This window comes from Streptomyces griseocarneus (assembly GCF_014655595.1).
Lineage (GTDB): Bacteria > Actinomycetota > Actinomycetes > Streptomycetales > Streptomycetaceae > Streptomyces > Streptomyces griseocarneus.
Genome location: NZ_BNBL01000005.1, coordinates 306800 through 319324 on the forward strand (window position 1 = coordinate 306800; position 12525 = coordinate 319324).

Annotated in this window: 13 protein-coding genes and 1 pseudogene; 4 read left to right on the top strand and 10 right to left on the bottom strand. The window is 69.0% G+C overall.

Features of this window, described 5'->3' with window-relative positions:
• Positions 1–113 precede the first annotated feature (113 nt).
• Positions 114–1223 carry a hypothetical protein gene (locus tag IE295_RS15405; RefSeq protein ID WP_224323247.1) on the bottom strand — a complete coding sequence of 370 codons (1110 nt, stop codon included), beginning with the start codon at positions 1221–1223 and terminating at the stop codon, positions 114–116.
• A 127-nt stretch (positions 1224–1350) separates the two neighbouring features.
• Entirely contained in the window at positions 1351–2208 is an 858-nt protein-coding gene (locus IE295_RS15410; protein WP_190064190.1) for a GbsR/MarR family transcriptional regulator, read from the bottom strand.
• Between the two features lie 389 nt (positions 2209–2597).
• Between IE295_RS15410 and IE295_RS15415 the strand changes: the two genes are divergently transcribed.
• Positions 2598–2987, top strand: a complete 390-nt coding sequence (locus IE295_RS15415; protein WP_190064191.1) for an SH3 domain-containing protein — start codon at positions 2598–2600, stop codon at positions 2985–2987.
• A gap of 71 nt (positions 2988–3058) precedes the next feature.
• Here IE295_RS15415 and IE295_RS15420 read toward each other — a convergent pair whose 3' ends face one another.
• Together IE295_RS15420 and IE295_RS15425 are read right to left on the bottom strand one after the other, a co-directional pair.
• Positions 3059–3619: an anthrone oxygenase family protein gene (locus IE295_RS15420; protein ID WP_190064192.1), complete on the bottom strand. Its 561-nt coding sequence runs from the start codon at positions 3617–3619 to the stop codon at positions 3059–3061.
• 5 nt (positions 3620–3624) lie between these two features.
• Entirely contained in the window at positions 3625–4287 is a 663-nt protein-coding gene (locus IE295_RS15425; RefSeq protein ID WP_190064193.1) for a maleylpyruvate isomerase family mycothiol-dependent enzyme, read from the bottom strand.
• 71 nt (positions 4288–4358) lie between these two features.
• On the opposite strand from IE295_RS15425, the gene IE295_RS15430 reads away from it, so the two are divergent.
• A complete protein-coding gene (locus tag IE295_RS15430; protein WP_190064194.1) occupies positions 4359–5333 on the top strand; it encodes a LysR family transcriptional regulator in 975 nt (324 codons plus the stop codon).
• Here IE295_RS15430 and IE295_RS15435 read toward each other — a convergent pair.
• The 4 genes and pseudogenes from IE295_RS15435 to IE295_RS15450 form a co-directional block, all read right to left on the bottom strand.
• On the bottom strand, positions 5282–6370 hold the full coding sequence (locus IE295_RS15435; protein WP_190064195.1) for an NAD(P)/FAD-dependent oxidoreductase: 1089 nt from the start codon (positions 6368–6370) through the stop codon (positions 5282–5284). The two genes, IE295_RS15430 and IE295_RS15435, sit on opposite strands and share 52 nt — an antisense overlap.
• A gap of 51 nt (positions 6371–6421) precedes the next feature.
• The gene (locus tag IE295_RS15440; RefSeq protein ID WP_190064196.1) at positions 6422–9877 is read right to left on the bottom strand and encodes a LodA/GoxA family CTQ-dependent oxidase; all 3456 of its coding nucleotides are present in this window, start codon (positions 9875–9877) and stop codon (positions 6422–6424) included.
• A 12-nt stretch (positions 9878–9889) separates the two neighbouring features.
• Positions 9890–10188 (bottom strand): annotated as a pseudogene (locus tag IE295_RS15445) (cytochrome P450); the annotation flags it as partial.
• Between the two features lie 13 nt (positions 10189–10201).
• On the bottom strand, positions 10202–10528 hold the full coding sequence (locus IE295_RS15450; RefSeq protein ID WP_190064197.1) for a putative quinol monooxygenase: 327 nt from the start codon (positions 10526–10528) through the stop codon (positions 10202–10204).
• A gap of 101 nt (positions 10529–10629) precedes the next feature.
• Between IE295_RS15450 and IE295_RS15455 the strand changes: the two genes are divergently transcribed.
• On the top strand, positions 10630–10947 hold the full coding sequence (locus IE295_RS15455) for an ArsR/SmtB family transcription factor (RefSeq protein ID WP_190064198.1): 318 nt from the start codon (positions 10630–10632) through the stop codon (positions 10945–10947).
• A gap of 61 nt (positions 10948–11008) precedes the next feature.
• The gene (locus IE295_RS15460) at positions 11009–11422 is read left to right on the top strand and encodes a hypothetical protein (protein WP_190064199.1); all 414 of its coding nucleotides are present in this window, start codon (positions 11009–11011) and stop codon (positions 11420–11422) included.
• Between the two features lie 182 nt (positions 11423–11604).
• On the opposite strand, the gene IE295_RS15465 is transcribed toward IE295_RS15460, so the two are convergent.
• Positions 11605–11925: a hypothetical protein gene (locus tag IE295_RS15465; protein ID WP_190064400.1), complete on the bottom strand. Its 321-nt coding sequence runs from the start codon at positions 11923–11925 to the stop codon at positions 11605–11607.
• Between the two features lie 258 nt (positions 11926–12183).
• Positions 12184–12498, bottom strand: a complete 315-nt coding sequence (locus IE295_RS15470; RefSeq protein WP_224323246.1) for a hypothetical protein — start codon at positions 12496–12498, stop codon at positions 12184–12186.
• Between the last annotated feature and the right edge of the window lie 27 nt (positions 12499–12525).

Genomic DNA, 12525 nt, shown 5'->3' on the forward strand with positions numbered 1-12525 from the left:
CCGGAAGACGGCTCACTGCTGCTGGCACTGAAGTGAGGGATACGCCGGCCGGGCGGCGCCCATGCCGTCTTCCCACTGCTGCTAGGCCGGCCAGCTCTGCATTGCGGGGGAGGTCACCCGTCGAAGGCCCGCCACGGGAGGCCAAGCCGGCCAAGCGGGTGCAGCGCGCTGCGGTGATGGGCACCTATGCAGACCTCGGCCTTGTCCTTGTCCCAGCCGGCCGCAACCGTGGCGACGAGCCCGGGGCCGACGAAGAAGTCCGTCGGGGCTACGGGCGAGAGGAATGACCGCAGGGGAACGCGTTGCAGACAGTCCTCGAGCTGCGGCAGGAAACGCCTGGGAAGGTCGAAGGAAATGGCCCGGTAGGGGGCGGTGATCGCGGCCTCTTTCAAGGTGAACTGCAGGAGGAAACTGCTCAGAGGTTCCTGCTCGGCCACGGGCCGGTGGTCCTCGCCGCGGTGATCCTCAAGCCATACGGGGGGATCGATGTTGGTGTCGTCCTCCGCCCGGGGTATCGACCAGGTCCAGCCGCCCTGGCATTCAACACCGAAGACAAGGAGCCCCGCGCCGCTCTCCGGACGCAATTCGTGGATCGGCACGATCCGGTTGTAGCCCCCCATGATGGCCGGCCTCCGCGCAGCCAGCCGATAGAAGTCGGCCAGTTCCCTGGGCATGAAGTCGGGCATGTCGACGGACAGCGGCTGTGGGTGAGTCGATGGGTACCAGCTGGTGACGAAGCGCTCCAGGGCCCTGCCGGGAGCCGTTCCCACGTCACCGAGCCAGCCCAGATCAGGGAGAGGAGGGGGCGGCGTGGCCGGGGGCCTTACCAAGTCGAGGGTCTCGCGGCTCAGCGGCGGGCTGATGGTGAGGTGGCAGCGGGCGAGTACGTCCTCGCTGGTCTCGCACATCGAGACGCGCACGACGCCGAGGTACAGGCAGGCGCCGTGAAGGCGTACGAAGAGGTGGACGGGCAGCTCCGGCGGGGACCCTGCTGTGGTGAAGGGCATGGGGCCCATGAGCCGCGACGTGACCGGAGCGGGAGCAGGTCCGATCAGACGGAACTCCTCGGCGTTCCACACCCCGCTGGCCGACGGGTCGTCGCCGGCCACCGCAATGACGACCGTTGATGAGCTCCCGAGGGCAACAGTGGCGCCGGATACAGGGAACGTATCCGCGTCGGGACCGGCCAGGCCGATGGCCTCGGTCTCCTCGACGCGGTCCAAGGGGGTCAGCTGCACCCGGCAAGGGTACTCGGGAGACGATCAGCCATTACCGGAAGTACACCGCAGCGAACGGGACTGCCGACAGGCGGACACGGCCTTCGCCGCGTTGAACGGGTGGTCGCAGGGCTCATGGACGTCCGGCCGGTGTCACTACCGCCGGTAATAGCGGTGGCCGGGCGATGTCGGGCACCGAGGAGACGCCATGGGCTGCTGGGCCGACTCCGGTGAGGCTGTCGTCGCCGGTTCGCGGGGGCTGCCGGGCGAACGAGGCATGTCGCCAGTGCTCGACCGACCGGAGCAGGTCGCGGCCCACGTGCTCGAGAAGCTCACCCATGTTTCTCAGCCGGTCCCCGGCAGGTGTCTCGGTCCCGAGGAGGCCTGCGCCGTCACGGGCGGTCTCGGCGAGGACGGCGGTCAGCCGGGCACTGACCAGCATGGATCGGTACCACACGCCCTCATCGATGACGTACCGGTCGCGCCGCTGCCCGGCGTCGCGCTCGCGCCGGATCAGTGCCTGCCCCTCAAGGTAGCCGACAGCCTTGGAGATCGATGCCGGGCTGACGCGCAGCCGCTGGACGAGGTCGGCGGCGGTGACACTTCCCGAGTCGGTGGTGTACAGGCAGACGAGCACGCCGGCCGCCATCCGCGTCAACCCCAGATCGACCAGGACCTGCGTGAGCCGCTTGTCGTAGTCGCGCACCGCTCCCGCGTCCCGCCCGTAGGTGGCGGTGGCGGAGGCAGCGGTGGAGGTGGTGGCCGGCGGGACGCACGTACCGGAGCGTCTGCCCCGCCGCGCACGTAGCCCGGTTGCGTGGTGCGCACGGTCTGCGCGGTACTCGATGGGACCGCCGTTGCGCATCACTTCCCTGGTGATGGTCGACGTCGACCGGTCCAGGCGTTTGGCGATGTCGGCGTAGGAGAGCCCGCCGGCCAGTCCGGCGGCGATGTGCCGGCGCTCCTGCTGCGTCAGTCTGCTTCCCGGCATCGGTGGTCACCTCGTGCGGTCCGGAGTCGGGTACCAGTGTGCGTTCACGAGTGGCTCGTTGCAACGACACCGCGATTTCTTTGCATTAACCATCAAGGTCATTGCAATAGATTCTGCGCGCCGACCTGCCGATTCGTATGAACTGCGCTCGTATTTCATTGACGTTGGAGTGAACGCGACGTAGCTTTTCCTGCGTGACGAAGGCTGTGAAGCCGTAAGGATTCGCAGAAACCTTCACAGTGAGCCGGCAATGACCAGCGCCGCTCGAGGCTTTCGCCGAAATCCTCGCCGGTCCTTCCTGGTCATTCGTGTTCGCCCGCTCCTGCGCGCAGCGTTCTCGTGACCAGGGGCAGCCGCACCGGCTGCCCGTCGAGCCAAAGGGGAAACGCATGAGTGTGAACAGAGGGAAGGCAGGGCTTGTCGCCGCGGCCGTGGTGCCGCTGCTGATGGCCTCGGCGACCGTGGCGGTCACAGCGCCTTCGGCCAGTGCCGATACCAGTGGGGCCAACGCCTGCTCCCACCCCACCTGGTCCAACAAGTCCCCGGGCAACGGCACGCCCAAGGGGGACGGGGCCAAGATCCGCACGGGTCCCAGCGAGGACTGCTCCGTGGTCAAGGAGGTCTCCGGCGGCACGGTGCTGCAATACCACTGCTGGGTGGAGAACGACCACGGCCACAAGTGGACCCACGTCCGCGTCGATGGCAAGGACATCAACGGATGGGTCTACAACGACCGTCTGGACGACGGCGGTTCCAAGCACCCGGCCAACAAGTGCTGACCTTGTCACCATGACCAGCAGTGGGTGGAGCTGACGCGAACGTCGGCTCCACCCACTGCGCACGTCCCCTTTCAAGCGCGCCTGAACCTCTCGGTACGTTCCGGCGGGGGCATTGTTTTTCCTACCGCAAGCCCGACACTGCCGGTGTCGCTCGCCTGCCTGCCTGCCCCCTGTCCGCCTGCCTGCCGCAGGGCAAGAGAGATCAGGACGGCGAAGGCAGCTATGGCAGTGCAGGTACGGGCATCGTTGAACAGCTCCCAGCGGCGCAGGATCTCCGCATGGCCGGCCGGCGGCGTGGTGGCGGCCCACTGCTTGATGCGGCCGTTGATCGGGACATTCCCGAACCGGGTGATCAGGAAGGACGCGACGGTCAGGAGCCCTGCCGTGGCTGCGAGGACCCGGGCCCGTTCGCGTGTCAGGGCGGCCAGGGCGAGGGCACTGAGAGCCGAGACCGCCATCGCCCCCTGCATGGTGATCCCGTTCATCTTCATCAGCTCGGTGTGGAAGTCGAGTCTCATGTCGATCGGCACGGAGTTGAAGGTCGGGACGAGGTTGGCGGCGCCGTAGCCGAAGGCTCCGGCGAGCAGACCAGTGGACAGCAGGGACAAGCCCAGGAGGAGCCGGGTGCGCATATCGTTCACGCTTCGTTGGCGGGTCGGGTGAAACGGCTGCTCAGCTCTCCTCGGAGCCGGCCGTCCGGAAGCCTGCGACCGTAGGCCAGCAGCAGGAGGTCCTGGGCGGCGCCGAACACGGGCGAGCCGGAGCCGTACGACCAGTCGAGGTCCTCGGCGTACAGCCGTACGCCGTCGAGATCGGCGCCGAAGAACTTCAGGCTGCTGGGCCGGATCTCGTCGAGCAGGATGCGCAGCCGGTCCTCGGGGACGCGCCGGTCGAGGCCGAGAGCGACGGTGATGTCCAGCCCGTGCACCACGTCGTGGCCGAGCGCCGCCGCGAACCCGCCGACCGGTGGTGTCCAGGGGTGGTGGGCGTTGTCCCGCAGGAAGGCGGTGAGTGCGGTGGTGGAATGGGCGGCCGCATCCCTGCGTGCGACCCGGTCGGTCATACGGTGAAGGTTCCCGCGCGCCTTGACCAACTCGCCGAGCGTCACGGGCAAGGAGAGCCGGAACCCCATCGACATGTGCGCCGCGACCTCGCGAACGCGCCATCCCACGCAGAGGCTCTGCTCGTTCCACTGCTCGGTTCGCAGAGTGTCGAACAGGTCGGCCAGTTCTCGGCGTTCCGCCGCGATCGCGGCCCTGGCCTCGGTGCTCCTCCCCTTGCGGGCTGTCGCGTTCTTCATGCGATCAAGCCTGCGGCCGGCCGAACGATAGCGCCAGTAGATAGTTCTGCTGATACCTAGAATCGTTGCTTATGGAACTTCGTCAGCTGCGCTACTTCGTCTGTGTCGTCGAGGAGGGTGGCTTCACCCGGGCCGCCGCCCGGCTGCACCTGGCCCAGCCCGGCCTCAGCGCCCAGATCCGGCAGTTGGAGAAGGAGCTGGGACAGCCCCTGCTCGACCGCTCCAGCCGGTCGGTGACCCTGACCGAGGTGGGCCGGGCGGTCCTCCCCTACGCCCGCGCCGCACTGGCCGCTGCGGACGCGGTGCAGCAGACAGTGGATGCCTACACGGGGCTGCTGCGCGGCCGGGTCACGCTCGGCCTGGTCTCCGGCGCCACCGGCCACGCCTTCGACATCGCCGCTTTGCTGGCGGACTTCCACGACGCCCACCCCTCAGTGGAGGTGGCTCTCACCGAGGACACCACGGAGCGGATGCAGGCCGCGCTCCTGGCCGGCGAGCTCGACATCGCCGTTCTCGGGACGGCAGAGGAGGTGCCTCCGCCCGGAGCGGCCTTCCAGATAGTGATCGACGTCCCGCTGGTTGCCGCTGTCGCGCCCGGCGATCCGCTTCTCGACCGCGTCGACGGTACGAGCGTCCCGCTTGCCGATCTCCGCGATCGGCCGCTGATCTGCCTGCCGCGCGGCACCGGGGTGCGCGCGGCGCTCGAACGCGGCTGTGCGCAGGCAGGGTTCCGGCCCCGGGTCACCTTCGAGGCGGCAGCCCCGCACGTGCTCGCGCAACTCGCCGCGCGGGGCCTGGGCATCGCCGTGCTACCTGCCGGAGAGGACGGGTCCGCCCTCACCGGGCAGCTCCGCACCCTGCGGATCGTCCGGCCCGAGATGCGTGCCCGCATCGCGCTCGCCTGGCAGGCCACCGGTCCCTCGAGCCCCGCGGCCCGGGTACTCCTCGACCGCCTGCGGGAAGCCCTTCCGAAGCCGCCCGAGATCCCCGTCGCTCAGCGGCGCCTGTTCCAGAACGGTGTGTCCCAGCGCTTCTCGCTTCCGTAGCAGATGCGGCGCGCGTGGAGGTACTCCTGGTGGGTGGACACGATCCGTTCCGCGTAGGCCTCCAGCGCTCCTGAGGAGCCGGCAGCGTCGGCGTGAACGGCGTCGGCGGCTGTGATGCCGGTGGCCAGGGCGGTGAGAATGCCACGTGCCGCGATCGGATCCGATGTGGTGGCGGCATCGCCGATCGCCGCCCAGCCCGGTCCGGCCGCGGGGTGGGTGCAGGAGGTTGCCGCCCGCACGACGCGCAGTCCGCCCTGAAGCGGTACGACGCGGCGGACGCGTCCGCGGACATGTGTGGTCGCCATGAGGTGCTTCCACCAGTGCTCGGGGGTGTGGAGCGCGTGGCGCGCGACGAGGTCGGCGTCTGTCATTGCCATGACGACGGATGCGCCCGCGGACAGCGGGGCGGTGTACCACCAGCCCAGGGCAGCCGACTCGACGAGCGACGTGCGGGGAACCTCCCGGTTCGAGGCGCCGGATGGCAGGAGTGCAGCGACCGCGACCAGACGATCGGTCCGGGTGACGGTGGCTCCCGCATGACGGGCGAGGCGCGCGGCCGCGCCGGTCGCGTCGAGGAGATACCGCGCGCGGATCGTCCTGGCGCCGACGGCGAGCTCCCACTGCCCGCACACTCGTCGTGCCGCCCCGACCCGGCCGGTCAGTTCGCGGGCTCCCGCCCGGCGGGCGGCATCGGTGAGCGTGCGGTCGAAGAGGACACGGTCGAGGTGCCATCCCGCACCGTAACGGCTGAAGAGGAAATCGGATTCGGCAAGCGTGTTCCGCCCCCAGGCCGACTGGTTGCCTAAACAGGGCGTGTGCGGTCCGGCGCTGATCCGCTCGAGTACACCGAGGCGCGCGAGCAAGGCCCTGGCCGCCGGTGCCAGGCTCTCCCCGGGCTTCCACCGGGGCATGCGGCCGGGGTCCACGACGAGTACGGAGGCACCGTGGTGGCGAAGGGTGATGGCGGCCGCGTTGCCCGCCGGTCCTCCACCGGCGATCGCGACGTCACAGGTCACGTCAGGGACGCGGGAGCTCATCAGCGGACGGCGCCCATCAGTGAACCGAGCCCATCAGTTGAACGGGGCCCATCAGTGGACGGCGCCCATGCCGGTGATGTCGGGTCGGCTGACCGCGGTGACGGCCGCGACCGCCTTCTCCGCCGCGACCGCCTTCTCCGCCACGACCGGTGAGGAGAGCAGGACCCGCGCCTGCGGGGGCGTCAGATCCGGAAGCGGGCAGCCCGCGGCGATCCAAGCGACGGTGATGTCCCGCCCGGTCCTGCCCGTGCCCGGCACCATCGCGGCGAACGCCTGGCCCATCCGGTTCGTGGGGGCGAGCAGATCTCGGACGAAGGAGCTCTGTTCGGGGTTGCCGGGCGAGACGAGCGCGTTCTCCGGATGGACGAGGGCGCTCAGGAGCGACGCGGTCGGCTGGGTGAACCACCAGGCCACCGGCTCCTCCCTGGTCCGGGTGGTGTCCGTGGGATCCGGGCCGGTGATGAGGTTACGGGCATGCGGGGCGGCGCCTGTCTGACGTGGACGCAGGGAGTCGACCAGCAGGATCATCGCCTCGAGCGGCGTGAGCTCCGGCCTCGGCGGCGAGGGGGTCCCGAGCCAGCGCGTCCACTGGCGCCACAACTCCAGCTCGCTGTCGTCGAAGACCTTGTACATGGGGCCGGTGTAGGTGGTCAGCGCGAAGAAGGGGCTGTTCTCCGGGTCGCCGGCCTGGATGAACCCGGACTCCTGGAGTTCCTGGAGCAGACCGGGCGGGTCCAGGAACCAGTCGTTGAGCTGGTTCTCGCCCAGTCGTTTTCCGTCGTGGTTGAGAGAGGCGAACGGCGCCTTACGGCTGATGAGGTCGATCAGCCGGTCTTCCGGCGTGGGCGGGTTGTCCACCAGCGCCCTGAGGTCGTTGCCCAGGGTTCCGGTGATGGCGAAGGCCACGTAGCCGTTCCAGATGCGCTGCCACTGACGCTGGACGGCCTCGTCACCGCCGCGGTTGTAGACCTCTTCCAGATACTGGATGACCGCGTCGCGGGCCTTGGCGCCGTGCCCGGCGGCGGCGTTGTCGATACCGATGTGCATCTTGTAGAACTGCGAGCTGATGCCGTGGTAGTCGAAGAGTCTCACGGCCGGTGTCAGCCCCACCACCTCCCATTCCAGCTGCAGCGTCATCCCGAGAATCTCGGGGAAGAACTGCTTCGAGTGCTGGGAGATCGCCAGCTGGAAGGCGCCGACGGTGTACGCCGAGTCGAGCATTTCGGGCAACATCGCGAACTCGTAGGAGTCCACCGGCGGCAGGTACAGGCCCACGCTGTGCAGCAGGTCGGAGTAGAGGTTCGAGTGGTTCAGAGCGGGATCCCCGCCGCCCACCTCGTCCATCCAGATGGAGAACAGCAGTGAGTGGATCCCACTGATCGGCCCGACCGGGGTCGCATTGCGCAACCAGGCACCGTCGAGCAGGTTGAACGGCGCGAACTGCCGGATCCGCTCGACCAGGTCACGGCGGCTGGGGAACGTCGGGTCCGCCGACGGGTCGGCACCTTCCGATTCCTGCACGAGCTGTGTGTAGATGAGCTGCAGGCGTGCTTCGAACGCATCGCTCGTATAGCGGAACGGGCGCAGCGTCAAGGGAAACGCCGGATTGTCCTGGGCCGCCACCGCGTCGTCAAGGACCGACTTCGCGTAGTCCCGCGCGGCCTTGGCGTGCTCGGGAAAGCGGTCGGGGTGCTGCAGAACGTAGAACCACTCGCGGTCGCTGAGTCCGACCTTCTCGGCGCGTTCGGTCTCCACCAGTACGGTCTCGCCCGTCACGCCGGTGCGGGCGACGACGAAGCCGAGACTGCTCCACTTCTTGACCATGTCGTTGTCGCCCGCGTGTTCGCGGAGCACGCGCCAGAGATTTTCCACGCGGTCCTGATAATGCTGCCCGCTCTCACCCGGCAACGGATCGAGGTCGGGCGGATAGACCGGCTGGATTCCCACGCCTCGCGCCCAGGGCCTGCGCCAGGTGCTCAGCTCCGTCGACCTGGCCCTGCCCTGTGCGGCCCGGATCAGACTGCGGTACCGCTCTTCGGGCAGCACGTCGTCCGGGCGTTGAGCCGGCCACCAGTGGGTGTGGCACTCATAGAAGTCGGCATGCCATGGGACGGCCATGTACTTGGTGACGTCTCCCGGCGTCAGGTTCTCGCGCAGCCGGAACGGTCCGGCCCAGGTGCCGGGTTCGTCGGCGATGTACGTCATCTCGATGCCCGGGAAGAACGGGCCCCCGACACACGCTTCGAGTGCGGCCCGTACGAGTGCGTGGGGCTGGTCGGCGACGGGCAGGTCGGCCAACGGTACGGGGGCGGCGGGGCTCGTGCCGTCGGCGATGAAGTCACCCGCGGCCCACCGGCGCAGCCGTTCGTACTGCCTGGGGGTGACCGTGAACCACGTTCGGGGCTTGCCGTTGATCGGATCGCCGTCGTCCCCCGCGAGCTGGGGCATGAACGCGTAGTTCGCCTGGGTCACGTCCTCGGCACCGGGGGTGCGCAGCCGGTTGAACACGGTCATCCGGAAGTCCGTGTTTTCGGGGGCGTTCGATGCCAGGTGTGCCAGGCGCTCCGGAGCGAGGAAATCACCCGGCCCGTCCTCGCCGTGCCCGCGCAGCGCGTTCGCGTTCACCCAGGCGTATCCGCACATGCGGGCGAGCACCGGGTGGACGTCGCGGGTGAACGAAACCTCCGCCGCCTGCGGCACCCAGCCGGCCTCCTCGGCGACCTCCCGGGCGACGTCGTAGAGCGTCACCAGGTTCTGGGTGTCCGGAGCGAAGTCGGGCGGCGCGACGATCACCCAGGCGGGCGTCACCGGGATCGTTCGCCCGCCACCGAGGCCGACCGTCGCCGTGACCGGCCCGTCGGAGATGTCGTCGTGCCAGAAATCGTTGTTCGCGTAGGTCACCAATGGGTTGTCCGGCTTCGCGGACGCCGCGTGCCCGAACCCGCCCAGGACAAGGAGGCGGCCCGCCTCGTCCGTACGCAGTTCCCCGAGCGGGACCGGTGTGCCGAGGAACGTCCCCGTATCGAAGCGCGCGTCACCGCCATCGGCATTCGGACCGCTCACACTGCGGGGTCCTGGTGTGATCATCAGTGCCGCGCGTGCTTGCGCGTCGGCCGGATCCACCTGTTGGTTGCGCAGGTTGTCCGCGGAATCCGACTGGTGAAAACGCCCGTGGAACTTGAACCAGGCCGCCTTCTTGTTGGCCAGCTCGACCGACCACGTCACCTCGGCGTCGGCCGCGGTCACCTCTCCCAGGACGTTGTGCTCCTTGTCGTATCCGTAGATACGGAAGCGCGCCGCCTGACGCTTCACCCGTCCTTCGGTGTCCTTGAATCCCCCCATCGGGTGGACTGGGATCCCCGGCGCCTCCGGACCTACGAAGAATTCATCCGGGCTGTTGCCGACACGCGCGATCCCCAGCGCCGGATGAATTTCGCAGTAGGCAACGTCATCAAGGTTCACAGCAGCCTCCGCACAAGACTCAGCACCAACGAACCGGAACCGCACCTGTCCGGCTCGTCATTTCGCTCGGCCGCGCAGGAATCCGCCGCAAATACGTATAGTCATGCATCCGCACCGCTTCGATGTCATACGCCGCGCCGGAAAGACCTGGAGAATCGCCGGCCGGGGCGTCCGGCCGACCTCTTCAGCGGGTACGACCAGGCGGAGCGTGGGGAAACGGTTGCCGGCGCGGGGAAGGCGACCCGCATCTCGACGCGGGCCGGCTGCCGGCCCGGACACTGGTGAACGCCGTGGCCGAAGGCCAGGTGCCCGCCATCCTGCCTGCGGAGGTCGAGCACGTCGGGATCGGCGAAACGGGGGTGCCGGAGGTCACGCTCCGGTTCGGCCGGCCGGCTGGTAGGGGCTGTGCATGGTGAGAAAGCGGACGTCGAGGTCGGTCTCCAGGTAGTCCATGCGCCGCTCCCAGAAGGCTTGCATGTGGGGGAGGGCGAGGTGGGCATCGAGATCGGCCTGGGAGCGCCAGGCCTCGTAGAAGACGAAGACGCCGGGGTCGTTGCGATCTTCGTGGAAGTGGTATTCCAGGCAGCCATCCTCCTGCCGGGTCGGCTCGACGAACGAGAGCAGAAGCTGCTTCAACTCCTCGGCGCGTTCGGGTTTGGGGTGAGCGGTGCCGACGAGTGCGAAGGGCTGAGTCATGCGGGGTTCTCTCCTCGATAGGTACGATCAATCTCGTACCTGCTGGACGCTACCGAACTTGTAGGTACGATGCAATCCATACCTGAAGGGAGGTGTCCCGCATGCCCGACGACGAAGGACACCCGAGCGTCGAGGAGATCGAGCTCGGCCCGGTACTCTCCGCGCTGGCGGATCCGCTGCGCCGCCGAGTGGTGCGTGAGCTGGCAGCCGAACCCGACGGCGCGGCGCGGACATGCAGTTCCTTCGGGCTGCCGGTCTCCAAGGCGACCGTCACGCACCACTTCCGTGCACTGCGCGAGGCCGGGTTGATCCGGCAGGTCGACCGGGGCAACAGCCGGATGGCCAGCCTGCGCCGGGCCGACATCGAGCAGCGGTTTCCCGGACTGCTGGACATCGTGGCAGCCGAGCCGGAGGAGTGAGCTGCGGCGTCTGGCCTGACTGGCGGGTGCCTCGTGGATCAGGCCGCGTACCCTCGGCTCCGTGCCCCGCCATCCGAAGAAGCCCCGCCGGCTGGTCGCCGACGGGCGCGCGTACCTATGGACGCTCCGCCACAGCCACCGCGTGCTGGACAGCGGCCGGTCCGCGGACTGCCGCGAGACCCTCACGCTCCACCCGCAGCCGGCCGGCACCGGCGGCCCGCTGCGCATCGTCTTCGCCGACGGCCCGGGCCGGTACGTCCCGGGCGGGTTCCCCATGGGCTCCGGGGACGTGGGGTACGTCCGGGGCGGCTCATTGAACCTGCACGAACCGGGCGCCGTCCGGGCCCTGCTCGACGCGGCGTCGGCCCGCGGGTGGCAGCCGGGGGAGCGACGGGCGGTGGAGGTCGACGGCTGGCCCCTGCTGGAGGCGGCGGCCGCCGCACGAGCCGGCGACGCCGGGCCCGTCGGCCCGTAGGCCCCTAACCCGTAGGCCGGGTGCTGCGATCAGGTGTCGGTGAGACGGGACAGGCGCGGGCTCGAAGCAACGGAGGGGCTCGGCCGGCTGGTACGCGCCATGGTCCCGCCCGCCACGGTGCCCGGCCGTCGGCCCTGACTTCTGCGTCCGGCGCCACTTCCGGTGCGCTGCGGGGCTGCGTCCTATGCGGTGGCGGGACCGTCGAGGAAGCGAAGCAGCACGGCGGCCTCCGCGCGGAGCCGCGCGGCTCGGTCAGCGTGCGCGGGCGCAGTCAACTGCGCCGCAACCTCCAGCCGCTCGGCGGCCTCGGCGCGTACGACATCCACCACACTGCGCTCGCTCAGCTCACGGCGCGCTGCTTCGGTGACACCTACACCAGCCGGCGACTGCTCAAGGGCCACGCCGCGAAGCTCGGCTTCGTCCACGGGCACCGCCTCGGCGTTGTCCAGCGCAGCGAGTGTTGAGCGCAGGGCGCTCACCGCGGCCTTGTCACGGGCGCGCATCGCTTCCGGCAGTGCTTGACGCATACGAAGACGTAAAGACATGCCGCCGACCTTATGGCAGCGCCCCTGGACCCACAACGCGGTATATGTGCAGCACCGGACTTACTGCCAACTGAGGCTCTGCACCCCCGACAAGACCGCGAAGTCGGACCGGAGCGCTAGGAGCAATCAGATGGTGTTCGCGGCTGCCACTAGAACGGCGGTCGATGGCGTACCCCGGCGCCCGCACCGACACCGCCCCGTGCCTGAGCAGGCGGGTCAGAAGATCGGCGTCTGCGCTCGGATCTCGGTGAGACCCTCTTCCATGGTCAGCGACGGCAGCACACGAACGCTGTTCCACTGGGGGAGACGAGCCTCCACGAGGAAGCGGTCGACATTCTCGGCCTTGTCGGCTTGCACGACCACAACAACCGTGTGCTCGCGATTGACGAAGGGACCGGCCACGATGTCGACGCCTGCCTTCTGGGCGAGGTTCGGCAGCTCAGGAGCGGTCTTCAGCATCAGGTCGCGCGTCGTCGCGTTGGCGGTCGGACAGATGTCCGGCGTGTGGGTCGCGAGCAGGACGAAATGCATCTCAAGGCTCCCTTTCCACTCGAGGAC

Bases quoted from the DNA above. Each gene is read 5' to 3' on its own strand.
- IE295_RS15410 (WP_190064190.1), bottom strand. From the start codon at position 2,208: ATGCCGGGAAGCAGACTGACGCAGCAGGAGCGCCGGCACATCGCCGCC.
- IE295_RS15415 (WP_190064191.1), top strand. From the start codon at position 2,598: ATGAGTGTGAACAGAGGGAAGGCAGGGCTTGTCGCCGCGGCCGTGGTG.
- IE295_RS15420 (WP_190064192.1), bottom strand. From the start codon at position 3,619: ATGCGCACCCGGCTCCTCCTGGGCTTGTCCCTGCTGTCCACTGGTCTG.
- IE295_RS15425 (WP_190064193.1), bottom strand. From the start codon at position 4,287: ATGAAGAACGCGACAGCCCGCAAGGGGAGGAGCACCGAGGCCAGGGCC.
- IE295_RS15430 (WP_190064194.1), top strand. From the start codon at position 4,359: ATGGAACTTCGTCAGCTGCGCTACTTCGTCTGTGTCGTCGAGGAGGGT.
- IE295_RS15435 (WP_190064195.1), bottom strand. From the start codon at position 6,370: ATGAGCTCCCGCGTCCCTGACGTGACCTGTGACGTCGCGATCGCCGGT.
- IE295_RS15450 (WP_190064197.1), bottom strand. From the start codon at position 10,528: ATGACTCAGCCCTTCGCACTCGTCGGCACCGCTCACCCCAAACCCGAA.
- IE295_RS15455 (WP_190064198.1), top strand. From the start codon at position 10,630: ATGCCCGACGACGAAGGACACCCGAGCGTCGAGGAGATCGAGCTCGGC.
- IE295_RS15465 (WP_190064400.1), bottom strand. From the start codon at position 11,925: ATGCGCGCCCGTGACAAGGCCGCGGTGAGCGCCCTGCGCTCAACACTC.
- IE295_RS15470 (WP_224323246.1), bottom strand. From the start codon at position 12,498: ATGCATTTCGTCCTGCTCGCGACCCACACGCCGGACATCTGTCCGACC.